Genomic DNA, 21,996 nt, shown 5'->3' on the forward strand with positions numbered 1-21,996 from the left:
GGAATTGCTCTGTTGACGAAAAAGATGTGGCGATAGCCTGGCTGGGGGAGTTGACGGAGGATTTATCCAGAAAACTGGATGAAAATGAAGCTAATAACCCCCGATGCGGGGGCATTTTACGCTGCGGGTGTGGCTTTCAGTAGGTCAAGAGCCATTTGCTTCTGAACAGGTGAAAGGTGGTTAAGCAGAGCCTGAACCATCGCATCGCCTGTTTTTGCGCTCGGGCTGAGAGTGTGGGAAAAGGTCAGGTTCATAACAAAAGTATGCCCACACTCTACGTCCGCGCAGGCGCAGTAAATATCAGCAATCTGCCGGTGCTTCCGGTTTGTCTTGCGAATAACCGCCTTTGAGCCGCATTCCGGGCATTCGATTTTCAGCACGCGCATATTCCACTCTCCAGCTGTCAAAATATGCCTGGATTTTAGCCTTTTTTGTCTCATGCCGCATCCTTATCCGTTGTTTCAGCTGAAAAATTTAGGTGCAGTCGTGGGGGAACTTCGGGATCGCCGTTGATGGCCATAGACAGGCGGCGCTGGATAGGGCGTACTTCGTTGCGTTTATAGGTTCGCTCTGTCTTTTCCGGGTCGCCCAGTCCCGCCGCATTTTGCGGAACGATACCTGCCAGCCCGGCCGGAAAGCGGTGCGCATTCAGAATGTCCTGGGCGCTGATGTTCTTCACGTTGGCAAATTCATCCTTTGCAGAAATATCGCCCATTTCAATGAATTTGATGGCATCGCCTTCACCGCCAGGGATATTCACCAGAATGGTGGAGAAGTTGCCGATCCCCTTACTGTCCCGCAATTGTTGTTCAATCTCTTCCTCCATCTCGTCCGTCATGCTGGGGTCGCGGGTGTAGAGAATACCGCCCGTGTGCGCACCGTTGTGGTAGTAGCGACGGCGGAAAATAACCGCTTCACTGTTGAGCAGTGCGGAGTGGACGCCGCCGATGTAGTCCGGCAATCCATAGATATGCTGCTGCGGGTCGTACATCTTGATGAAAATAATGTCCTCTTCCGGGTAAACCAGCGGTTCTCCTTCCTGTAGTACCACGTAGTCACCAGGAACCGGCTGCGCGTTCTCCCTGTCCTTGCGGCGTCGCATGTAAAGGCCAGGCAGCGGTGCCAGGTCGATAACGTCACCCCAGCCGTTGCGGATTTTTGCTATGGCTATATCACCGAAGGTCAGAAAATCAAATACCGCCGCGTCAAGTTCGTCATGGGTCAGGCCACCGCTGATGTAGTCCGATATCACCATATTTTTGCGGGCGTGCAGGATGCCGCCGTGCTGGCCGTTCAGGTTAATCAGCTGCGCCAGCGCCAGGCGGTCTATTGGCTGGGTGTAGTGATCGGCGGCGTTGTCGTACCAGATATCCCGGTAATCCGTACCGGTAGTCAGCACCGGCTCGGGTTTGCCGAACGAAATAATGCTCATCTTTTTGGCTTTATCGCCGCGCTTGTTACGGGCGGTATATCGTTTTTTCGTCATGCTGCCTTCTTCATTCCCCAACGGGATTTTGGTTTATTTTCGTAGTTCAGCGGTTCGTTGTGCAGGGCGTGGGTGATCGCCCAGAATGATTCCGCGTGGCCCGTCTCCGGGCTGCGGTCTGCAACAAAGGTCATGGCGTTACCGCTTTGTGTGGTGGTGCGCCGGATGGCCATAAAGCTGGCCGGGATCTCCTTCAGCTCTTTGTCCCACTCAATGCGCTGACTTTCCACCACGTCTGCGGCTTTCAGTACCAGCTGGTTTTTGGTGCTCATGTCGTAGCGAATGGGAACAGCCACGCGCATGGCAAAGTGCTGGATATTGTCAAAGACGCCCTGGCCGATGCCGGTCACGTCAATACCCAGGTAGGTGAAGTTGTAGCGCTTAAACAGCGTCTCTATCTGCTGGGCCTGCCAGCGGAAGTTCATCCCCTTCCAGTTAAAGACGGCCAGTACGCGGAATTTTTCTGCGGCCAGTACCGGAGGGGCCAGTATGATAAAGCAGGATAAATCCCCGCTGCGGGCCGGGTCGAAGCCGCCCCATACCGGGCGATTGCCGAACGGCCGCGCAGCGTTCGGATCGTGATCCTGCCAGGTTTCCGTTTCGACGGCGCAGCCTTCCAGGTCGGTGAAGCTGAAAACACTGTCTTTGCTGTCAACGAAAACGCACATATAGAGCATATTGAAGGTGGTATCGTTGTAGCGGTTGCGCAGTTTTTCGATGCTGGCCAGGTTGAACCCGCCCGCGATCGCATCCTCCATCGTGATGATATAGCGCCACTGGCCATCCGGGCAGAGTCGCCCGCCGTCGCGCATTTCATCAAATGAAGGAAACTTAACGGCCGCGCGTTTTTTACTGCCTCTTTTCCACTCTTCGCCTGTCCAGAACGGGTAGGCCTGGTGCGTTTTCGCGGACGGGGTGGAAAAGTAGGTGGTGCGCCATTTGTCATGCGTGGCCATTGCGCTGGCCACTTCGTTAAGCCTGGCGAAGTTCGGCACCCAGAAATATTCATCGCAGTACAGATGGCCGCTGTAGGACTGCGCGGTATTTTTGTTGGTGGACAAAAAGCGCAGTTCTGCGCCGTTGCTGAGCCGGATCGGATTGCCGGTCAGGGTGATACCGAAATACTGTTCAGCGATGTTGACAATATAAGAGCGGAAATACTCTGCCTGAACCTTTGATGCAGAAAGGAATATTTGCGGGTCGCCGGTCATAACGGCGTTTTCCAACGCCTCAAAGGCAAAATACCAGGTCGCGCCAATCTGGCGGCTTTTCAGAATGTTGCGCACCTGCTGGCCAATGTTCAGGCGCAGATGTTTTTGATAGTCGAAAAGATGCTCACTGGCCCAGGTATCGAAGTCCTCCTGGGTGAGGGACGAAATATCGTTCTTCTTATACTTCCGTTTTTTACGCGGCTCGCCGTCGTCATTCTCGTTATCGCAGGCGTGATCGGCGTGTGCTCCCTTGCTTGAGGCCAGTTTCTCCTTATGTTTATTGCGCTGCGCCCGCAGCTTCACGGCGTGCGCAATGAGCATGTCCATTTCTTTAAGGTCGAGATCGGTTTTTCCTTCGCGGGCGGTCAGCAGCTGGTAGCGGCGTTCAATCGCTTCCTCAGTGCTTTCAAAACTGAGCAGATCCGCCCAGCCGTCTTTATGCGCCCAGTAGTAAACGATCCGCGCATTCGGCAGATTTAATTCTGATGCAATTTCTTTCGGCGTATAGCGGCGCAGATACAGCGCCCGCGCCACGCCTTTTAATTCTTCTGAGTATTTAGCCATAGATTTAATTATGCCGTGGCCTGAATTAAAAAACGGCGGTCGATATTCGGGGCTGTTCGGAATAAGCGCTTAACCGAATTAACCAGAATTAAGCCGGATGCGGTCTGGGGATTATTTCGCAATAATTCAGTTCACAGCATGAGATTCATTAAATCGGCAGGGGAGGGAATATGTGTCGCATTTAAAAACGGGTTGGCTGTGCGTCGCGACTGAAGGCGATACGGTTGACGGGCGGGTGATTGAGCGGCAGTGGATTATCGACATGGGGGAAACCTACGACGCTAATCATTATGCCGCCCTGCTGTGGCCGGAGCATGAGCGCGATTTCGGGAATTTTGGCGAGGTGCTGGAAGCGGAATGGCATGAGGGTGAAGACGGGCTGGCGAGATTGTTTGTCAGTATCCGCCCGAATAAGCGCCTGATTTATGCCAATGACGAAGGTCAGCTGTTGTTTTTCTCCGTAGAGCCGGAGCTGAACTGGCGAGGCGGTGAGCGCACCTATCTGATGGGGCTGGGTGTCACGGATAATCCGGCCAGCACAGGCACAACAAGACTGCGATTCGGTCGCCGTCGATTGAACAGGCAGGGATATTACAGTGGTGTGATCTCCCGTGATGGCAAAATTAAACAGGATGGACTGATGAAAAACTGGCAAAAACTTTTTGGTCTGAAGCCGAAGTTTGAAAACGAAAACCCGGCTGACGATACGCCAGCGGGTGATGATAAGTTGCAGGCGCTGGCCAGCGCATTAAACGATCTGGAAGCGCGTGTGGGGGCTATCGAAGCGCAGCTTAATTCTGTACAGGACGATGTTGATACCATTTCTGAAGTGGTCGATACCGAAGAGTTTGCCGCTATTCGTGATAATGCGGCAGAAATTGTGACCCGCTTTAATGAACTGGGTAATAACGGTAAACGTAAACAGCGTCAGATCCCAGGCAAGGCCGGAAAATTTAATTTCCTGTAATTGTTCGCGCCGCGAATAACGTAGAAACAAAATTTATTATCGCTTAATGGCGAGGGAGTTTTATGCACCTTAATAACCGTGCGCGGGAATTACTGGACAAATATTCGGCGGGGATGGCGCAGCAGTTTGGGGCGCGTGATACCAGCCGTTATTTTGCCCTGAATGACCCGCAGGAAAATGCGTTGCGTCTGGCCCTGCTGGAATCGGTGGAGTTCCTGAACATGATCACCTGTCTGGACGTTGACCAACTGAGTGGCCAGGTGATTTCCGTAGGGTCGTCGGTACTGCATACCGGCCGCAGCGAAAATGGGCGCTTTATCCGTCAGGTCGGCGTGGACGGTAACGATTATTCCCTGGTGGAAACCGACAGTTGTGCCGCCCTGCGTTGGGATCTGCTTTCCGTCTGGGCGAATGCCGGGAAAGAAGAGAATGAGTTTTACAACCTGGTGCAGGCGTTTACCACCCAGGCGTTTGCGCTGGACATGCTGCGCATTGGCTTTAACGGTAAGAGTCGCGCCAAAACCACCGATCCGACTGCGAATCCGAACGGTGAAGACGTCAACATCGGCTGGCATGAGCGCATGAAAACGCTGCTCAATGGCAACCAGATTATGACCGATCCGGTCGTGCTGGATGATGCCGGAGATTATCACTCTCTGGATGCGATGGCGTCAGACCTGATTAACGCCAAAATTCCGGCGCAGTTCCGCAATGACCCGCGTCTGGTGGTGCTGGTCGGGGCCGATCTGGTTGCGGCGGAGCAATACCGGCTGTATCAGGCGGCAGACCGTCCGACTGAGAAAATTGCCGCGCAGCTGCTGGGTAACACTATCGCGGGCCGTAAGGCCATTATCCCGCCGTTTATGCCGGGCAAGCGCATGGTTGTTACGCCGCTCAGTAACTTGCACATCTACACCCAGCGTAACACCCGTCAGCGTAAGGCCGAGTTTGTTGATGACCGTAAGCAGTTTGAAAACAAATACCTGCGCAACGAAGGTTACGCCGTTGAGGTGCCTGAATTGTACGCGGCTATCGACGAGTCCGCCGTGACCATCGGCAAGGTCAGTGAGCAGCAGGAGGGCTAATAAATGGCACTTTCTCCCGCACAACGGCACAGCCAGCGCATCGCCACTGAGCGCCAGTTACAGCGCAGTCAGGCCGTGGACAGCAGTGAGAGTATGCACATTCTGGTAAAAGCGCTGGAAAAGGACGTGGAGCAGGCACGTAGCATTCAGTTTATTCCCGATCGCATTGTGTTTAAGCGCGATGTGCTGCTGCCTCGCTGGGTGCCCACGGTGGAAGCCTATCTGGTCAGCGGCCAGGTATACGCAAACCCGGTTTTCGCCTGGTGCGTGATCTGGCTGTTTGATGTGGGAAATCTGGATAAGGCGCTGGACTGGGCGGATATCGCTATCAGCCAGCAGCAGGCCACGCCTGACCGTCTGCGCAGCAACTTTCCCACATTCGTGGCCGATACGATGCTGGCATGGGCGGAAGAGTCTGCCGGACGCGGGGAAAGTATCGAACCGTATTTTTCGCGCACCTTTGAGCGCGTCGCCAATACCTGGCGACTGCATGAGCAGGTTACGGCGAAGTGGTTTAAGTTCGCCGGGCTGGAACTGCTGCGCAATGAGGATGGCCAGAAGACGGCGGCGGGCGTGGACGATATCGACACGCTGGAAAAAGCCGATCGGTTACTGGCTGTTGCGGAACAGCACTATTTCAAAATTGGCGTGAAAACAGCCCGGCAGACCATCGCCGCACGTCTGCGCAAACTGACGCAAGGCTGACAACTACCAACCGCCAGACGGGCGCGGTGGAGGGCAAATCGCGGATGTGAATTTGCGCCGTGGAAACCGGTCAGCCCGTCTTTTTAAGGGGGATTTATGTTCAGTGGCAACCCGATTGATTACCAGGATGAGCAACTGAGCAATAACGGATTCTGGCCGGACTTAAACCTGAAGGATTTTCAGGCACAGCGCTCCCTGCCACCAGATATCGACGCAGAAACACTCGCGCAGGCGTTGTTGAGTGCTGTGATGGAAGTTAACGCAGAGCTGGAAGGGGTACAGGCCGGATATCTGGCAAAAGGGCATCTGACGGCAGAAGCTGTGCCGGGTGTCACGATGAATGGCCTGAACGGTTTATGCGCCCAGTACACCAAAGCGGTGTTTGCGCGGGGAAAGGCGGATTTGCTGGGCGAGTTCGCCACCATCGGGCGGCGTGATTCGCACCCGGGGCAGGAAAGCGCGGAGACACGCGCGGGGCTGTTAACTGAAGCCTCGGTGGTGATCCGCAGAATGAAGGGGCTGAAGAGAGCAACGGTGAAAAAGGTATGAAAAACACACAGCTGGAATCACTGACCGCCTTTTTCAGGGAAAACGTACCCGCCCGCGCAATGGGGGCATTTACCAGCGTCATGGACGAAATGCAGTTTATTCCCGCTGCAAAGGATTTGGGACTGGAACAGTACCGCCAGGCGGTTATCCGTTACAGCGCTGTGCTTTCCTGGGAGCGCTTTCCGTACAGGATTTGCGATCCGCGCCTGCTGTTTTCGCTGATGGCCGCGTGGCTTGACGACACAGACCGGGAATTATTCGATGAGCTGGGGATTAACGAGGCTGATCCTGACTGGGATGTGTCGGTGGACAGCGAAGAGACGGCCACGGTGCTGGTCAGTGTTCCGATGGTGGAAGAGCTGGTTCTGGTGCCTGACGAAAACGGGCCAATTCCGTGGCAGGGGCAACGCTGGCGACTGGCTGACCCTGAGATCTGGACGGCATTCAGTGCGCAGATTTTCGGCGCTGACAGCACCGGTGCGCCGGTAGGGGATGGCTGATGATTATCGGCGGTGAGCTGAACAAATCCCAGCTGTCGGAACTGCGCAGGACATTGGCCCGCGCAGACCTGCCAAAAGCGAAGCGGCAGCGCCTGCTGTGGCGTCTGGCCAAATACGGGCTGATCGCCGCCGCAAAGCGAAACGTACGCAATCAGGCCGATCCGGACGGGGAAGCCTGGCCGGGGCGCAGGACGAAGCGCAAAGGCAAAATGCTGCGCAACATGCCGAAGTTGCTGCATATCCGGGATATGCCGGAAATCAGCGCGGTGCGGGTGTATCTCCAGGGAGGTGGCTACCGCAACGGAACAGGGGATGTGCCTGCCGGGGTGGTGGCGTACAGCCAGCAGAACGGTATGAGCGTGAGGGTCAATCGAAGCAGCGTCAGGCGCGGCAGTCGAGCAGGGCAGATGGCGACGCCTGCGCAGGTAAAACGTCTGCGGGCGCTGGGCTACCGGGTCAGGAAGGGTAAGCGCTGGCGCAAGCCCATGGCAAAAGAGCTACTGGCGTCGATGCCCTATGACCAGGCCGGTCTGCTGATCCGCAAACTGTCGGGCAAAGCAGTAAAGGACAGCTGGACTGTCGATCTGCCCGCCCGTGAGTTTCTGGGCATGAGTGACGAGGATTTCAGCCAGGCGCTGGCCCGTCAGTTGCAGGGGATTGGCTTCGGCTGGGATGTAAGAGCACAGGATATAAGGGGACGAAATGGCGTGGCCTAATGTTGGGGTGAATCAGCTGAATCAGCAGCAGGGCGAAACCACGGAAGTGGAACGCGTGTTGCTGTTTGTCGGCCGGGGAACCGTGAATGCCGGCAAAACGTTGCCGGTGAACAGCCAGAGCGATCTGGATGTGTTGCTGGGTGAGGCGGACAGCGATCTCAAACGTCAGCTGACTGCGGCCCGCGACAATGCCGGGCAAAACTGGTGGGCATTTGTGCGGGTGCTGGATGATGCCGGGAAGTGGACAGATGCCGTGCAGGATGCGCAGCAGGTGGCCTCTGTGGAAGGTGTGGTGCTGTGTGATGCGGTTTCAGAGAAGGCTGTGATTAATGAAGCCATCGCGCTACGCAGCACCCTGATCGCGAAATATGGCCGCTGGGTGTGGTTTATCCTGGCCGTTCAGGCGATGCAGGGGGACGAAGCCCAGGCCGATTATCTGACGCGACTGACTGCGCTACAGGCGGGGATAGCTGAAAAGGCTGTTTGTCTGGTGCCGGTGCTGTGGGGCAATGAGCCGGGCGTACTCGCCGGGCGGCTCTGTAACCGTGCCGTGACTATCGCAGACAGCCCGGCGCGGGTGAAAACCGGGGCGCTGGTCAGCATGGGAAGTGATGATGTGCCGGTGGATGGCGACGGCGTATCGCTTCAGCTGGCCACGCTTCAGGCGCTGGAAGCCCAGCGTTTCAGCGTGCCGATGTGGTATGCGGACTATGACGGGTATTACTGGTCTGACTGCCGCACACTGGACGCGGAAGGCGGCGACTATCAGGCACTGGAGATGGTGCGGATCGTCGATAAGGTAGCCCGTCGCGTGCGACTGCTGGCCATTGCCAAAATTGCCGATCGGGCGCTGAACAGTACGCCGGGAAGTATTGCGGCAAACCAGCTGTATTTTGCCCGTCCGCTGCGCGAAATGTCGAAATCCAGCGAAATTAACGGGGTGCAGTTTCCGGGGGAGGTCAAATCACCAAAGGACGGCGATGTGACCATTGTCTGGAAAACGCGCAAGAAAGTGGAGGTTTATGTGGTGATCCGTCCGTATGAGATGCCGCTGGAAATCACCATCAATCTGATGCTGGATGCCAGCCTTGAGGGGGCCGCATGAGTAAGCGTATTTCCGGGGCGTCGTTTGACACCTACTGGGGAACGGATTTGATCCACGTCGAAAAGCTGACACTGGATATTACGGATAACACTGCGCTGGCGCAGACGAAGGGGGTGCCGGATGGCTATGTGGATGGGGATGTGTCCGCTGAAGGGGAAATTGAACTGTCCATCAAGGCTCTGGCCACCCTCAAAGCGCAGGCCAGTTCAGCAGGGTCGTGGCGCGGAATTCCGGTCGCGGACATGCTCTTTTACGGCAAGGCCGGAGAGGAAGAGGCCAAAATTGAAGCCTTTGGCGTCAAGCTGGTACTGAGCAGCATTCTAGACCTTGATCCGAAGGGCGGCGCTCTGTCCACCCGCAAAATCAAGGTACTGGTCACAGACCCGCGCTTTATCAATATCGACGGCATTCCGTATCTGGAGCCGGAAACCACGCAGAGTCTGATCGCGTCGTAAGGGAGAGTTATGCAGGAGTATGAAAAGGGGTTTATCACGCTGGCCATCATGGGGGCGCTGATTGCGCTGGGTAAGATGCTGACCAGCAATGAGCCGATTACCGCTCGTCTTATCCTGGGGCGCGTTATCGTCGGCAGCGCGTTGTCTCTCGCCGCAGGCGTGGCGCTGTACTTTGTGCCGGATATCCACCCGCTGGCGCTGGCCGGGATTGGCTCCGCGCTGGGTATCGCGGGTCTGAACGGTGTGGAAGTGTGGCTGCGGAAAAAGGGTTTTGATCTGGGTAAAGGAGTCGGGAAATGACGTTGAGCGAAAAACAACAGCTGTTTGTGGTGATGGTGGCCAATTTGATCCACTGGGCCGAAGAGCACGGCTTCCGTCTGACGTTTGGTGAAACGTACCGCACGCCGGAGCAGGCGGCGCTGAACGCGAAAAAGGGCAGCGGGATTTCTAACAGCCTGCATACCCAACGTCTGGCAGTGGATTTTAATCTGTTTGTGAACGGCCAGTATAAGACCCGCACCGAGGATTACCGCCCCCTGGGCGAATACTGGGAGTCGCTGGGCGGCAGCTGGGGCGGGCGTTTTAAAACCAACCCGGACGGCAATCACTTCAGCCTGGAACATAACGGGGTGCGCTGATGGAAAGGCTTGTCGCGGGTGTGCTGCTGCTTTGCGTGCTGGCATTTGTCGGAGGGTGGAAAGTGGCCACCTGGCAGCATGACAGCATGGCGCTGGCAATCAGCCAGGCGGCGACGGCTACCGGTAACCGCCTGGCGGACGCGGCCAGCCAGTCCGGGCGCAGGCTGGAAGAGCAACTGGAGGCTTTGAAAAATGCGCCACCGCGTGAGATCCGCACCGAAGTGGTTAAGCCGGTGTTCACTAACGTGTGCATGTCTGATGATTTTGTCCGCATGTACAACGACGCCGCCGCCAGTACCGAACGTGCGCTTTCAGGAAAACCTGAAAACTAAGTGTGCAGTGAGCCTGCCGAGGCTGGCAGGTAAAACGGGCAGGGATGCCGCAGAGCTATTAACGATGTATCTCGACCTTTACGGGCAGTGTGCCGCCCGTCATAACCAGCTGGTCGATGAAATAAATTTACGAGAGGATTTACAGCGTGGAAAAACAAATTATTGAACTGACCGTGGCCGGAAAGGATATTGCTTTTGAGCCGAATATTGCCGCCTACAATAAATTAATTAATGACATGTCAATGGATAATAAAGTGTCTCCGGCACATAACTATCTGGTGCGTATTGTGACAGCGGAAACCAAAGATAACTTGGCCGATATTCTGAAATTACCGGGCGCGGCGTTGCAGCTGGTTAACGAAGTGAATAAGCGCTTTGCGCCTGAACTGGATATTGTTGCAAAAAACTGAGCGCCCGGATTACCGCCATTAATCAGAACGGGATGGAACAGTATTATATTTTGCGCAGACATTATTTACCATGCGGTGATGATTCACTGGATGATATTGCTGCTGCATTGTGGCTGGATAATCGCTACTGGGAAAATATGAGTGTGGCCGTAGCGAACGGAATTGGGACTGCTTTTAAGGGAAGCTAATGAACAGCCTGGATTTTACGTTAAGTCTGATTGATAAATTCACGCGCCCGCTTAAGGCTGCGCAGAATTCGGCTGTTCAGTTTGCGGATAAGTCTGTTCAGGCGTTTAAACGTATCGGTATCGGTGGCGCTGCACTGTATGGCGTGGGGCAGTCCATCGGCGGAATGCTGGCACCGGCATTTGATATGTTTAATGCGCTTCAGGAGCAGTCCGCCAGGGGCATTGATTCTGGCGTGCTGAAGACTGTCCAGCGCGACGCGCTGGCCTTCAGCACCACTTACGGCACGGTGGCCACCGATTTTGTCCGTTCCACCGCAGAGATTAACAGCGCCATTGCCGGGCTGACCGGGCAGGAGTTGCCGAAGGTGACGAAGGTCGCCAACCTGATGGCATTTGAAATGCAATCATCCACCGCAGAAACGGCTGAGTTTATGCGCCAGATGTTCGCTAACTTCCGCACAGACGCTGATTCGCTGGGGAAAGTACAGTTTGCGGAGCAGCTGGCCGGGAAAATGACGCTGATGCGCCAGCGCTTCGGGCTGGAAATTGGGATGGTCAAAGACCTGATGGAAGGTGCTCGCGGCGCGGGCACAAACTACGGGGTCGGCATGAATGAGCAACTGGCCGTGATGGGTGAGTTGAGTCGCACCCTGGGAACGGAAGCCAGCAGTGCCTACGAGGGCTTTATGACCTCAGCTATCGAGGGTGGTAAAAAGCTGGGCCTGTCGTTCACTGACACGGCCGGGAAGATGCTCTCCATGCCGGATATTCTCACTAAGCTACAGGGGAAATACGGCCAGAGCCTGGAAGGCAATCTGAAAGCCCAGAAAGAGCTGGATGACGCCTTCGGCGATAGTTCGGCGGTGGTAAAGCAGCTTTACGGCAATGTGTCCGTGCTCCAGCGCAATATCACCGAGTTGGGCGGCGCGGACGGGCTTAAACGCACCCAGGAGGCGGCAGCAAAACTGGTTAAACCGATGGATCGGTTTATGGCCATTATCCGGGCTATTCAGATTGCCATCGGGTTAACGCTGGTTCCGGCGCTTAACCCTCTGCTGGACTGGGCCGCGCAGATAGGTCAGACCTTTGCCCGCTGGATGAGCTTATTCCCGAATATCGCCCGCGTGGTGGGCTGGGTGGCAATGGCAGTACTGGGGTTTGCTGCGGTGGGGGCGATCCTGAATATTATCATGGGGCTGTCTGCTTTCATCCTGACGGGCTGGGGAGCCGCGCTGAAACTGGTCAGTGGAGCGCTGATGGTGGTTCGTACGACAGCGATGCTGACCGGTGCCGCCATTAACTTTATGAGCTGGCCGGTTTTGCTGGTTATCGGGGCCATCGCGCTGCTGGTCGCCGGGTGTTATCTGCTGGTTAAGCACTGGGACACGGTCAAAGCCGCTGTGATGGACACGGCCGCGTTTCAGGTTGTGGCGCAGGCTGTCAGCTGGCTGGCGAATCTCTTTGCCTCCGTGTGGGAATATATTTCAGCGGGCTGGAATAGTTTTATTGCGCTGCTGACGGGATTTTCACCGCTCGACGCATTAAGCGGCATGGCGTCGGGAATAATGAAACTCTTTGACGGTATATGGCAGGCCATTAAGAAAAGTTTCAGCGCATCATGGAGCTGGATTGTGGATAAATTGAACATGATCCCCGGTGTGAATATCAGCACCACCACGACAACGCCACCCGTGACAGAAAATAAACTTTCAACGGGTGGGCAATTACGCAGCGTTGAGCCGGGCGGTATCAGCCGAACCATTAATAACAGCAATAATAATAAAGTGGATAAGCGTGGTAACAGCATCGGTACGGTGAATATTTATCCGCAGGAGCCATTTACGCCAGGTAAATTGCAGGAGTGGCAGGAGATGGGATTATGAGTGATTTATTGTATATCGACCTGCTGATTACAAATGATGATTTTGTCCTGAATACCGGTAATGAGCCTGTTTTATGTAATAACCGCCAGAGTATCGGACAGGACGTGATTCACAGCATTATTGAAAGCGGACTGGCAACGGAATTAATTGCCGAACGTAGCCCGACGCTGCGTGGCGATATTTTTACCCGCATGGAATTACTGATTGAAGACGATGAACGGCTGATACCCGGCACGGTATCCATTACGGAAGAAACGCTGTCGCGCCTGTGGGTGACGGCAGATACCTATGATTTTGGTGCGCTGTCGCTGAGGGTGGATCTATGACGGAAAAACCGCAGGTGGATTTTGAAACTCTGGTCAGTGAAAGCGGTATGCCCGCGACGGCCGACGAGGCCCGCAGCCGGTTTAATATCATCGCCGCAGAAGAGGGGATTATCACCAATACGTCGAAAATGTCGCCGTTCTGGCGGCTGATCACGGCCATCGTCACCGCGCCGGTGATGTGGCTTCGCGACGTGCTAATCCATACCGTGCTGGCCAATATGTTCGTGGCGACGGCAACCGGGCAGATGCTGCGTTTGCTGGCCTGGTCGGTCAATATCACGGTTAAACCGGCAACGGCCGCACAGGGTGTTATCCGCTTCTATAAAGCCTCACCGGCCGCAGTCGTCACGATTAAAGCCGGAACGCTGGTGCAGACCGAGCGTATCAACGGCACGGTATATCGCCTTGCGGTAACGGAAGATTTCACTCTCACCGCAGGCACTGCCAGCGCACTGGTGCCGGTGAAAGCGGAGGGGACGGGTGGCGCGTATAACCTCGCGCCGGGATATTACCGGATTTTGCCTGTGGCGGTGTCAGGTATCAGCCATGTGGTGAGTGAAGAAAACTGGCTGACGGTGCCGGGTGCTGATGAAGAGAGCGATGATGAACTTCGTGAACGCTGCCGTAACCAGTTCAACCTGGTGGGTAATTACCACACCGATGCGGTCTACCGCTCCATGATTGCGGGTATCGCCGGGTTGAGCATTGACCGTATCTATTTTGAGCACGACGCCCCGCGCGGCCCAGGAACCGCTAACGCCTATTTGTTGCTGGACAGCGGCGTGATCTCCGATCCGTTTGTGGCGGCGGTAAATGACTACATCAATACCCAGGGCCACCACGGACACGGCGATGACATGCAGTGTTTCGCTATGCCGGAAACAGCCCACGATCTGGATGTTGTCCTGTACCTGCCTGACCCGGACAACATGCTGGCTGATGAACGCGATGCGCTGCTGTCGGGTGTGGAAAACCTGGTGCGCTGTGCATTTCGGGAAAACACGGATTATGGCGTGAAGAAGACGTGGCCGTATGGCCGGTTCTCCTTCTCTAATCTGGGCAGGGAGATCCACCGGACGTTTACGGCGGTGGATTCAGTCACCTTTTCCCTGCGGGATATCGTCAGCGATCTGAACGTCCCACGTCTGGCCAGCCTGACGGTGAGTATCGAACATGACTGATTTTGATAAAAAACTGGCCGGGTTAACGCTACCTTCATGGATGAACAAAGGCGAGCCACGCAAATTACTGAATACAGCCCGGCGCTACTGGAAGCTGGTCTGGGAGTGGATCACCTGGCCGGTTAACCAGTTCGACCCGCTGACCTGCTCGGAGTCAATTTTACGGCTGATGGCCTATGACCGGGATATTACCCGCTTCAACGGTGAGCCGCTGTACCTGTTCAGAAAGCGCGTGGCGTATGCCTTTGTGAATGCGGCGGACTCAGGCTCCATCGCCGGTTTTATTGCCATCTTTGAACGCCTGGGGATTGGCTACGTGGAGTTGCTGGAACGTCAGCCGGAAATTGACTGGGACGTCATCATCGTCAGGGTATCGGACAGCCAGATAGCACAGAACGCCGACCTGATGATGCAGATTATCCGCCAGTACGGCCGCACCTGCCGCCGCTATCGGTTTGAGGTAATGACCACGCTTCAGCTGTATATCAACGCCGGGTGGAATGACGGGGAATTAATCTGCTATTACGCCGGGGAATATATCGGTGGGGAAAAACGGCTGGACGGGGAATATGTCTGTTTCCCGGCCAGTGATGGAATCAATGATAACGCCATGTTTGGCGCAAAACTGTAGGTATTATTTATGAGTCAGACGGTGATTACTTCCGCCTTTGAACAGTTAAAAGCCCAGGAAGCGGCAAACGGTGGCGTTGTCATTCTTGATGAATTTGTGTTTGCAAATATTCCAAATCTGGACATTACCAGTCCTATTGATCGTGGTGAAGGGTTGCCGGAAGAGGCGATGATTGTCCATCGTCAGGCGGTGGGTAAAACCGGCATGGTAAACAATAACGCGGTGGTGTATTCCGTCGTGATGGGCGCGGATGTCGGGGATTTTGAATTTAACTGGGTTGGCCTGGTTAACAAAGCGAATAATGTCGTGGCGATGATTGTCCATGCGCCCATGCAGAAGAAAATTAAAACGGCGACTGGCCAGCAGGGTAACGTTTTAACCCGCTCTTTCCTGATGGAGTATAACGGCGCGTCAGAGCAGACCCAGATTATCACCCCGGCAGATACCTGGCAGATTGATTTCACGGCTCGCCTGGGTGGTGTTGATGAGCGTATCCGCTGTGAAAATATTGATATCTATGGTGAAGCCTCATTTTTTGGGGATGGTTTCCTGGTCAGCAAAAACGGATCGCAGTGCGTCGTAAAAAAGGGTGTTGGCTACATTGCCGGGGTTCGTGCTGAATTATTGTTTGATCAGACTGTCACCGTTGACCAGAAGCCGGTAAAAATTTGGGCTGATGTAAGCTGGAAAGGTACGCTTACCAGCATCTGGGCATCTTCGGTAAAGCTGACAATTGCTGAATCCCTTTCTGATTATCATGACAATGATGAACAGCATTATGTATTTGCCATTGCGGCCATCAATGCTGACGGTACTGTTTTAGATTTGCGTCCTTCCGGATTTTCATTGAAAGAACTGGGTTCTAATAATAAAGGAAGTGGTTCATCATATCTTGGAATATACCCGGCAGGAACTGTTCAGAATCTGGTGACTTTTTTGTCATTTGATATGTTCAACATTAAAAATGATGCTTCTGAAGACGTTACCCAGGCCATTATTGATGTTTTTAATTACTCTAACGACTTGGGTATTCCTGTTGTTCAGAAATCAGGAAGATATCTTATTTCAGGAAACACATTTGCAACCAGTACCGCAGGTTTTGATCTGGATGGAGCTACGTTTGTTCCGTCTGCTAACTTCACAGGATACCTTCTGGGGACGCAGAGTGAATTACCAGTCACTTATGATTCATCAAGTGCAGTTGTTTCAGCCATTAATAATGTCCCGATCTCTCCTGGTGACAGCATCCTGAAAGGATTAAAAAACACCTCAGTACTTAATGGCCATGCTGTTTTTATACGTGGTGCTGATCCTCTGTATGTTGCTCGCGGAAAAACTAAGTACTGGTGGCATAATACCCGCATTTCTAACAGAGGGAAAATGGATGACAGGATGAAGTATGGGGTGTCATCCGTAAATGAGGTGATAGCTCTCCCGGTTAAAAAGAAAATAACAGAGTTCCGTTTGCCAGCATGGGATTTTATTAATGGGCCGTCTAATAATGGGGTGATGCGTTTTAATAATATCACCCGTGCCAGAATCTATGGCGGGGCAATATACAACAGGCCGTTACAGGATAATGAAAAGAATCCAGTTATTATATCATTGAATTATTGTTATGATATTAGCGTGGAGGATCTTTATGATGAGTATCCTTCATATCCTGTCGTGGGGGGACAGATTGCTTATGCCTATACGTTAAACTTTAATTATGTCAATCGACTTTCATTCAAAAACTGCTGTGCTCAGGGGTATGGTTGGGGGGTGGTTGGTGGGCAGTTAGCAACAAACCTTTCATATAAAGAGTGCAACCTGAATCGTATCGATATGCATGATCCATTTATGGGCACTCTGAATGCAGAAGATTGCTCGGTTGGGTGTTGGGGGTTCTCTGTATTTGGTATGGGAGATATGCATATAAGCCGTATTACGGTTGATCTTGATGATTCTTTTTATGGTGGATACCGGGAAATTGCCGGAATTTTTAATACTCGCCCGGATTTTAGTGGTGTGTTTGACGGTAATATATATATAAACGGCCTGACTATTGTTGGGGATGCCTCCGCATACAGGGAATCTACCGGGCACGGTGTGTCGCTGTTTTCTGCATATTCCTACAATGGTGGGTTGGGGTACATCCCGGAAGGTTCTCCCGTTGAACCTTGGGGTTTCCGTGAAATTATCGTAAAGGGGCTGAATTGTGTTGATCCGATACAAGGGCGGCGTTTTGATTCAATAATTAAAGCAGACTCCGTACAACAAACAACATATTTCCCATTGAGAGTGAAAATTGAAGATGCAAGATTCAATTCGACTGAGCCTGAATGTATTGATTTGCATGGATGGAGGGTGCCTGCGTATAACAAGGAATCTGTGAATATTACGCATACTCTTAATTATAAGCCAACAAACTTCATCGAGATGAATGATGTATCGCTGGCAGGCCTGGAAGTGATAAGACCTTATTTAAATTATGACTATCATAATATTGACTTTAAAATGAGGAATGCAAGAAATACAGAGAATACGAATTCGCCAATAGCATTTTATACCGATCAGTGTGGCAGATATGAGTTCAGTAGCTGTGCATTACGAAAAATATCAGACAGAACATACAGTACGGGCAATCTCCTGAACAGGAATTCAACCTTTGTTGTCAATGGAGGTGTTTTTAACTCATTGTCAGGCCTGCCCTTTGATATCACTTTCAATAGTGGATATAACACGCCGGTTCTCGCATCAAATGTGCTTTTTGTCGGGCTTTATTCTCAGACAAGTGTTACGGCGATAAATGCTAATTTAGCTGAGTTCTCTGTGTGTGAAAATTGCAAGTATTTCAGCAATGAAACTGTTGGGTATATCAGTCCCGCCTTGTGGTTAGGCTCTGCCGGTGCGAATGGTATTTCAACATCATTTAACGTTGCCCGTGAAAACAATCTGAGCCTGACGTTCACTGTCAGTGCGGGTGGTAATTCAGAAACATTGATTAATCCAGTGAAAATGCCAGGTTCTGTAGCGCCAGGAAATGTTGGGGGGACTTTTTTTTCTTCTGCTACCGGGAGTCGGGTAGATTTTCAATTGAGCCTGAATTCACGCGGATTGAAAGCGAATGTTGGGAAAGTTATGTCATCAGGAACGTTAACAGGTATTTATTTACAATAGAGGTGGGTATGTCATTTACGGTGAGCAAAAAAGTATCACGACAGCTGTCATATTCTGAGTTTGGTGCATCAGATGTGAATGAAGTCATTACAGCAGAGCTAGCTTTTGAGGCAGTAAATGTAATCGGGCTTGATGCAAAGAATATTTGCCAGGTACAGTTTTCTGTCGTCATTAACGGTAGTTCAAATCCGGGAAGTTATATTCATAGTTTTACTTTTTCAGGTAATGGAAACCCTCTTAATGAGGCTGAGGCTAGTTTACGAGAAGAAATAGCGCTGTAACGCCTATGCTTTATGAGGGGGGATATATGTGGCAGTACAAAAATATCAGACTGAATGAGCGATTAACTGATATTAATTGCTCCGTCATTCCGGCACATCAATGGATTTATGGTCTGGGGCAGCAAACGGAAAACGGGAGCTATCTGAGTCCTGGTAACGCTGTTTCGTATCTGTCACAGCAGCTGGCAGGCGTGGGCAATATCTCAGATGTGGTGATATTCCTGTTAACCGGTAGCGGTCATGATGATTTTGTGCGGAACCTGGGCGACCTGGCTGATGTGCTTCCGCTTCCGGCCATGATGCAGGTTAAACGACTGGCAAAGTCGGCGGCAGAGCTGGCCACAGAGAGGATGCTGATCCCGTCACCTGCAACCGCGTCAGTTGCGGCCGTGCCGTTCTCTACACCGACAACCCGCGCTGCGCTGAATGGACAACGCGTTGCGGAAGCGCAGATACAGGCTGCATCCGGGGTCAGTCTTGTGGGGGCAAGGGAGGCATTGGCTGACTTTATCCAGGAAAGAAACAACATTCTCAGCGAGGTGGCCAGTGGTCTGGAATCTCTGAAGGGGAAAACCGCCCGAGCCTGGACGTTCACCGCACAGGGCGATATCACCACCACGCTGCGTAATATGGTGAAAGATATTCCGGCCGTGTCGGCGGTGCATTGCGCTGCGGTGATGATGGTAGGGGAAAATCTGGCAGGACTCAGGGAGATGATACATGAACTCGATAGCGACGCTGGCGCTTAACGGCGAAGGTATCCCTCTGAAAAACATGCGGGTCACGCTCACCATGCAGTTTCAGGACAAAGAACAGTCAGGGCAGACCAGTTCCACAGCTAGGGCAGAGCAGGGAACGAAGGGTAAAGAGCTGCGCGTATCTGGTGAAGTGCCGTTTAAAACCCCGGAGGTGCTGAAGCGCATCTTTGAACTGGCAAGCGCCACCGGCGACGATGGGCAGCGCCAGAAATACCGGGTTGCGCACGATGTAGCCCGTGCGGTGGGATTTCGTGAAGCCACGTTTACCGGGAGTCTGGACGCGCCACAGCAGGAAGGGCGCATGTCCTGGCTGGTCACGTTCACGCTGACCGAATTTATCAGCGTACCGGAAAAGCGGGAAGAGCGTGCGGCCGGAAAGGTCTCCGCGCAGAAGCAAACGGCGGGTACAGGCGGTGCTGCGGGCAGCGGAACCGCCTCAGCCGGGGAAAGTGACGAAAAACTGACGTGGTTTGAGAGCAAGGTGCTTAAACCGGTAAATGAAGCGCTGGGGTAATACGTGAAACCAGTTCAGCGAGTTTATTTATCAACACAGCAGGTTCATTGTCCTGATATCGATCTGGTACTGGAGCTGAACAGCTGCGGCCGGGGATTTATCACTGCGCAGACGGATCAGGACTACACCGGCAAACTGGTGCGGGTAGACGTGGGCTATTCCGATTTGCTGTTGCGCTGGTTTACCGGATACGTTGAACGCTCTCAGCCAGCGGAGAACGGCTTTCAGCGTCTCTTTGTGCGCGAGCTGGCAGGGGTGTTTGATAAACAGTGGCCGTGCTCCATGCAACACCCGACACTGAAGCTGATTGGCAGCTGGCTGGCAGAGCAGAGCGGCATCACGGTGCAGGTGCCGGACTCCGGATACGCGACGACACCGATCCCCCATTTCACCCACAGCGGCACCGGCTTTCAGTTGCTGAGTGCGCTGGGTCAGGCATTCAGCGTGCCGGACTATATCTGGCATCCATTGCCGGACGGTGGGCTGTATCTGGGCGGTGCAGACGGGGCCATGTTTGCCGGTCGGGAAGTGGACATCCCGGCTGAATTTGCCCAAAGTACGGCGGGCGGCAACAGCATGACACTGCCGGTGGTACAGAGTTTGCGGCCCGGTGTGGAGATGAACGGCCAGCGGATCACCCGTGTACACCTGCACAACGCAGATATGACCGTGACCTGGACGCCGCGCAATAAGCAGACCGGCCAGCCACTCCAGAAAACGCCGCTTCAGCGCCAGATTGAGGCGCACTACCCGGAGCTGGCCAGCGGACTGCATACACCGAAAATGGGGCGGGTCGTGGCGCATACGGAACCAGTCAGCAGCGGTAATTTTGCCGATCCGTTTCGCCCGCGCTACGCTGTGGATGTGCAGCTGCTGGACGCGAACAGCAACCCGGACGGCAGTACGCCAGTCTACTCAGCCGTACCGCTGCCGGTACCGATGGCAGGGCATGATTCAGGACTGTTTCAGTTCCCGGCGCTGGGAACGCTGGTCGAAATGGGGTTCACCGGGGGGCGTCCGGATAAGCCTTTTATCCGTGGCAGTCATGCAGACGGTACAAGCCTGCCTGACCTGAAGCCGGGAGAACAGCTGCAACAGCAACGCGAAGAGGTATCGCAGCGCGTCACCCAGGCCGGAGACTGGGAACGAAAAACCGATCAGGCTATCCGTGAAAACTCTATGTCCAGGCAAGTGACCGCCGATACGGAAAAGCGCGAGCTGGTCACGCGGGAAACGATGGTGAAAGCCTCTGACAAAACCACGGTGATTGGCACGGCGCAGCTGACGGCCGGGGCCGTTCAGCATATTGCGGCAGGTGATTATGCCGTGGCCACAGGCCGCAACCGCCTGGCAACAATCAGCGGCGATGATGAAACGGAGGTTGCTGGCCAGCAGACCACAACCACCGGCAAAGGTCTGATAGAGAAGATTGGCACGATACGCCGCAGCGTCGCCGCCGTGCAGCAGCAGATTGTTGCACCGGTGGTCTGGATCGGCTCAGAGCAAATCAATGTGACACAGCTGATGCTGGACACGCTCGACGTGGTAAAAGAACTGGCCACGCTCACCGCCAGCCATACCCACCCGGACACCGGCCCACCAACCAACGCCGGAGACATTGAGGGTGTGGCGACGAAGACCGATACACTCAACGCGAAATACTCCCCCGTCATCGCTAAGTAACCTTGGTCAGCCCGCGTAATGCGGGTTTTTTTGTACCCGTCACCAGACCGCGCAAGACGCGCCCAGACCGCACATAACATTACCCACACGCCCGACAATCAGCAAATCAGATCGTTGCAACAGCGGGGTGCTGGCTGCGCCACAGCCCGACAAAATAAATCTTTACCGGACGAAATCGGCGCTACACCGCACCCGCCTGCACTTTTTGGATCATAAAAATTTTTCAGTCGGAATTTTTTATAAAGGATACCGTCAGCCCGCGCCACGGGTGGGGCGGTGCAGTTGGTCGAGAACTGAAAAGAGTGAAAAGAATTTCAGTTTTTTTCAGAGGGAAGGATCTGCGAAGGATCTAATTAAGATTTTAACTATCAGATAAAAAGGGATATTTTATATTTTATGTGAGTCTAAGGGGGGGGCGTGTGGTGGTATTTGCTGAAAATATGGGTGGCTTTTAAAGTCAGAGCAGGCGCGGTCTGGCGAAGAATTATCCCCGTGAACGTGACTGAAAAAAGCGAGATAGATTAAACTGTGACTATGTATAGATTTCGGATTGTGGTGTGGAGGCGTTTGAATGCAGAGAATTGCAATATACGAAGCAAGCTTTACTTTTGAGTGGATTGAAAGGTCAGCTTTTAGGATTACAGGCGCGTTTATTGGTTGTTTTGT

25 protein-coding genes and 1 pseudogene are annotated in these 21,996 nt (G+C 53.5%); 23 read left to right on the forward strand and 3 right to left on the reverse strand.

Features of this window, described 5'->3' with window-relative positions; translation table 11 throughout:
- Window positions 1-116 precede the first annotated feature (116 nt).
- The 3 genes from GO007_RS03295 to GO007_RS03305 are packed head-to-tail and all read right to left on the reverse strand — an operon-like array spanning window position 117 to window position 3,261.
- Window positions 117-440, reverse strand: a complete 324-nt coding sequence (locus GO007_RS03295; protein ID WP_080884402.1) for an Ogr/Delta-like zinc finger protein — start codon at window positions 438-440, stop codon at window positions 117-119.
- The gene (locus GO007_RS03300) at window positions 437-1,486 is read right to left on the reverse strand and encodes a phage portal protein (protein WP_080884403.1); all 1,050 of its coding nucleotides are present in this window, start codon (window positions 1,484-1,486) and stop codon (window positions 437-439) included. The genes GO007_RS03295 and GO007_RS03300 overlap by 4 nt, the downstream gene beginning before the upstream one ends.
- Window positions 1,483-3,261, reverse strand: coding sequence for a terminase large subunit domain-containing protein (locus tag GO007_RS03305; protein WP_080884404.1), 1,779 nt, complete (start codon window positions 3,259-3,261; stop codon window positions 1,483-1,485). Before GO007_RS03305 ends, GO007_RS03300 begins: the two co-directional genes overlap by 4 nt.
- 172 nt (window positions 3,262-3,433) lie before the next feature.
- On the opposite strand from GO007_RS03305, the gene GO007_RS03310 reads away from it, so the two are divergent.
- The 23 genes and pseudogenes from GO007_RS03310 to GO007_RS03410 all read left to right on the forward strand — a co-directional run bounded on the left by GO007_RS03310 (window position 3,434) and on the right by GO007_RS03410 (window position 21,330).
- Complete coding sequence (locus GO007_RS03310) at window positions 3,434-4,228, forward strand: GPO family capsid scaffolding protein (protein ID WP_080884405.1); 795 nt, start codon at window positions 3,434-3,436, stop codon at window positions 4,226-4,228.
- 62 nt (window positions 4,229-4,290) lie between these two features.
- On the forward strand, window positions 4,291-5,313 hold the full coding sequence (locus tag GO007_RS03315) for a phage major capsid protein, P2 family (RefSeq protein WP_049183309.1): 1,023 nt from the start codon (window positions 4,291-4,293) through the stop codon (window positions 5,311-5,313).
- Between the two features lie 3 nt (window positions 5,314-5,316).
- Entirely contained in the window at window positions 5,317-6,018 is a 702-nt protein-coding gene (gpM, locus tag GO007_RS03320) for a phage terminase small subunit (protein ID WP_080884406.1), read from the forward strand.
- A 96-nt stretch (window positions 6,019-6,114) separates the two neighbouring features.
- Window positions 6,115-6,567, forward strand: coding sequence for a head completion/stabilization protein (locus tag GO007_RS03325; RefSeq protein ID WP_042920119.1), 453 nt, complete (start codon window positions 6,115-6,117; stop codon window positions 6,565-6,567).
- Window positions 6,564-7,067: a phage tail protein gene (locus GO007_RS03330; RefSeq protein WP_065805333.1), complete on the forward strand. Its 504-nt coding sequence runs from the start codon at window positions 6,564-6,566 to the stop codon at window positions 7,065-7,067. Before GO007_RS03325 ends, GO007_RS03330 begins: the two co-directional genes overlap by 4 nt.
- Window positions 7,067-7,783, forward strand: coding sequence for a hypothetical protein (locus GO007_RS03335; RefSeq protein WP_095095502.1), 717 nt, complete (start codon window positions 7,067-7,069; stop codon window positions 7,781-7,783). The genes GO007_RS03330 and GO007_RS03335 overlap by 1 nt, the downstream gene beginning before the upstream one ends.
- Window positions 7,770-8,888 carry a DUF2586 domain-containing protein gene (locus tag GO007_RS03340; protein ID WP_080884409.1) on the forward strand — a complete coding sequence of 373 codons (1,119 nt, stop codon included), beginning with the start codon at window positions 7,770-7,772 and terminating at the stop codon, window positions 8,886-8,888. Before GO007_RS03335 ends, GO007_RS03340 begins: the two co-directional genes overlap by 14 nt.
- The gene (locus GO007_RS03345; protein WP_080884410.1) at window positions 8,885-9,343 is read left to right on the forward strand and encodes a phage protein; all 459 of its coding nucleotides are present in this window, start codon (window positions 8,885-8,887) and stop codon (window positions 9,341-9,343) included. Before GO007_RS03340 ends, GO007_RS03345 begins: the two co-directional genes overlap by 4 nt.
- A 9-nt stretch (window positions 9,344-9,352) precedes the next feature.
- A complete protein-coding gene (locus tag GO007_RS03350; RefSeq protein ID WP_042920132.1) occupies window positions 9,353-9,643 on the forward strand; it encodes a phage holin family protein in 291 nt (96 codons plus the stop codon).
- A complete protein-coding gene (locus GO007_RS03355; protein WP_080884411.1) occupies window positions 9,640-9,981 on the forward strand; it encodes a M15 family metallopeptidase in 342 nt (113 codons plus the stop codon). Before GO007_RS03350 ends, GO007_RS03355 begins: the two co-directional genes overlap by 4 nt.
- On the forward strand, window positions 9,981-10,313 hold the full coding sequence (locus GO007_RS03360; RefSeq protein WP_080884412.1) for a hypothetical protein: 333 nt from the start codon (window positions 9,981-9,983) through the stop codon (window positions 10,311-10,313). Before GO007_RS03355 ends, GO007_RS03360 begins: the two co-directional genes overlap by 1 nt.
- Window positions 10,285-10,479, forward strand: a complete 195-nt coding sequence (locus tag GO007_RS29045; RefSeq protein WP_080884413.1) for a hypothetical protein — start codon at window positions 10,285-10,287, stop codon at window positions 10,477-10,479. The genes GO007_RS03360 and GO007_RS29045 overlap by 29 nt, the downstream gene beginning before the upstream one ends.
- Entirely contained in the window at window positions 10,460-10,723 is a 264-nt protein-coding gene (locus GO007_RS03365) for a putative phage tail assembly chaperone (protein ID WP_080884414.1), read from the forward strand. Before GO007_RS29045 ends, GO007_RS03365 begins: the two co-directional genes overlap by 20 nt.
- Before the next feature lie 32 nt (window positions 10,724-10,755).
- Window positions 10,756-10,911 carry a DUF6890 family protein gene (locus GO007_RS29695; RefSeq protein WP_318351349.1) on the forward strand — a complete coding sequence of 52 codons (156 nt, stop codon included), beginning with the start codon at window positions 10,756-10,758 and terminating at the stop codon, window positions 10,909-10,911.
- Window positions 10,911-12,794: a phage tail tape measure protein gene (locus GO007_RS03370; protein WP_080884415.1), complete on the forward strand. Its 1,884-nt coding sequence runs from the start codon at window positions 10,911-10,913 to the stop codon at window positions 12,792-12,794. The genes GO007_RS29695 and GO007_RS03370 overlap by 1 nt, the downstream gene beginning before the upstream one ends.
- Window positions 12,791-13,120, forward strand: coding sequence for a DUF2590 family protein (locus GO007_RS03375; protein ID WP_080884416.1), 330 nt, complete (start codon window positions 12,791-12,793; stop codon window positions 13,118-13,120). The genes GO007_RS03370 and GO007_RS03375 overlap by 4 nt, the downstream gene beginning before the upstream one ends.
- Complete coding sequence (locus GO007_RS03380; protein WP_080884417.1) at window positions 13,117-14,301, forward strand: baseplate J/gp47 family protein; 1,185 nt, start codon at window positions 13,117-13,119, stop codon at window positions 14,299-14,301. The genes GO007_RS03375 and GO007_RS03380 overlap by 4 nt, the downstream gene beginning before the upstream one ends.
- Window positions 14,294-14,932, forward strand: a complete 639-nt coding sequence (locus GO007_RS03385) for a hypothetical protein (RefSeq protein WP_080884418.1) — start codon at window positions 14,294-14,296, stop codon at window positions 14,930-14,932. Before GO007_RS03380 ends, GO007_RS03385 begins: the two co-directional genes overlap by 8 nt.
- 9 nt (window positions 14,933-14,941) lie before the next feature.
- A pseudogene (locus GO007_RS29050) lies at window positions 14,942-15,772 on the forward strand (phage tail-collar fiber domain-containing protein); the annotation flags it as partial.
- Window positions 15,773-18,102: 2,330 nt separating this feature from the next.
- Window positions 18,103-18,375, forward strand: a complete 273-nt coding sequence (locus GO007_RS03395) for a hypothetical protein (RefSeq protein ID WP_142248191.1) — start codon at window positions 18,103-18,105, stop codon at window positions 18,373-18,375.
- Between the two features lie 26 nt (window positions 18,376-18,401).
- Complete coding sequence (locus GO007_RS03400; RefSeq protein WP_080884420.1) at window positions 18,402-19,124, forward strand: hypothetical protein; 723 nt, start codon at window positions 18,402-18,404, stop codon at window positions 19,122-19,124.
- Window positions 19,096-19,647, forward strand: coding sequence for a baseplate complex protein (locus GO007_RS03405; protein WP_080884421.1), 552 nt, complete (start codon window positions 19,096-19,098; stop codon window positions 19,645-19,647). The genes GO007_RS03400 and GO007_RS03405 overlap by 29 nt, the downstream gene beginning before the upstream one ends.
- A gap of 3 nt (window positions 19,648-19,650) precedes the next feature.
- Window positions 19,651-21,330, forward strand: coding sequence for a hypothetical protein (locus tag GO007_RS03410; protein WP_080884422.1), 1,680 nt, complete (start codon window positions 19,651-19,653; stop codon window positions 21,328-21,330).
- Window positions 21,331-21,996: the final 666 nt, after the last annotated feature.

Origin of the sequence: Klebsiella sp. 10-1 (assembly GCF_009758445.1) — a bacterium.
Lineage (GTDB): Bacteria > Pseudomonadota > Gammaproteobacteria > Enterobacterales > Enterobacteriaceae > Klebsiella > Klebsiella scottii.

Excerpts from the sequence above, each read along its gene's own strand:
- GO007_RS03295 (WP_080884402.1), bottom strand. The coding sequence starts at position 440 with ATGAGACAAAAAAGGCTAAAATCCAGGCATATTTTGACAGCTGGAGAG.
- GO007_RS03300 (WP_080884403.1), bottom strand. The coding sequence starts at position 1,486 with ATGACGAAAAAACGATATACCGCCCGTAACAAGCGCGGCGATAAAGCC.
- GO007_RS03305 (WP_080884404.1), bottom strand. The coding sequence starts at position 3,261 with ATGGCTAAATACTCAGAAGAATTAAAAGGCGTGGCGCGGGCGCTGTAT.
- GO007_RS03315 (WP_049183309.1), top strand. The coding sequence starts at position 4,291 with ATGCACCTTAATAACCGTGCGCGGGAATTACTGGACAAATATTCGGCG.
- gpM (WP_080884406.1), top strand. The coding sequence starts at position 5,317 with ATGGCACTTTCTCCCGCACAACGGCACAGCCAGCGCATCGCCACTGAG.
- GO007_RS03325 (WP_042920119.1), top strand. The coding sequence starts at position 6,115 with ATGTTCAGTGGCAACCCGATTGATTACCAGGATGAGCAACTGAGCAAT.
- GO007_RS03330 (WP_065805333.1), top strand. The coding sequence starts at position 6,564 with ATGAAAAACACACAGCTGGAATCACTGACCGCCTTTTTCAGGGAAAAC.
- GO007_RS03335 (WP_095095502.1), top strand. The coding sequence starts at position 7,067 with ATGATTATCGGCGGTGAGCTGAACAAATCCCAGCTGTCGGAACTGCGC.
- GO007_RS03340 (WP_080884409.1), top strand. The coding sequence starts at position 7,770 with ATGGCGTGGCCTAATGTTGGGGTGAATCAGCTGAATCAGCAGCAGGGC.
- GO007_RS03345 (WP_080884410.1), top strand. The coding sequence starts at position 8,885 with ATGAGTAAGCGTATTTCCGGGGCGTCGTTTGACACCTACTGGGGAACG.
- GO007_RS03350 (WP_042920132.1), top strand. The coding sequence starts at position 9,353 with ATGCAGGAGTATGAAAAGGGGTTTATCACGCTGGCCATCATGGGGGCG.
- GO007_RS03355 (WP_080884411.1), top strand. The coding sequence starts at position 9,640 with ATGACGTTGAGCGAAAAACAACAGCTGTTTGTGGTGATGGTGGCCAAT.
- GO007_RS03360 (WP_080884412.1), top strand. The coding sequence starts at position 9,981 with ATGGAAAGGCTTGTCGCGGGTGTGCTGCTGCTTTGCGTGCTGGCATTT.
- GO007_RS29695 (WP_318351349.1), top strand. The coding sequence starts at position 10,756 with ATGGAACAGTATTATATTTTGCGCAGACATTATTTACCATGCGGTGAT.
- GO007_RS03370 (WP_080884415.1), top strand. The coding sequence starts at position 10,911 with ATGAACAGCCTGGATTTTACGTTAAGTCTGATTGATAAATTCACGCGC.
- GO007_RS03375 (WP_080884416.1), top strand. The coding sequence starts at position 12,791 with ATGAGTGATTTATTGTATATCGACCTGCTGATTACAAATGATGATTTT.
- GO007_RS03380 (WP_080884417.1), top strand. The coding sequence starts at position 13,117 with ATGACGGAAAAACCGCAGGTGGATTTTGAAACTCTGGTCAGTGAAAGC.
- GO007_RS03385 (WP_080884418.1), top strand. The coding sequence starts at position 14,294 with ATGACTGATTTTGATAAAAAACTGGCCGGGTTAACGCTACCTTCATGG.
- GO007_RS03395 (WP_142248191.1), top strand. The coding sequence starts at position 18,103 with ATGTCATTTACGGTGAGCAAAAAAGTATCACGACAGCTGTCATATTCT.
- GO007_RS03400 (WP_080884420.1), top strand. The coding sequence starts at position 18,402 with ATGTGGCAGTACAAAAATATCAGACTGAATGAGCGATTAACTGATATT.
- GO007_RS03405 (WP_080884421.1), top strand. The coding sequence starts at position 19,096 with ATGAACTCGATAGCGACGCTGGCGCTTAACGGCGAAGGTATCCCTCTG.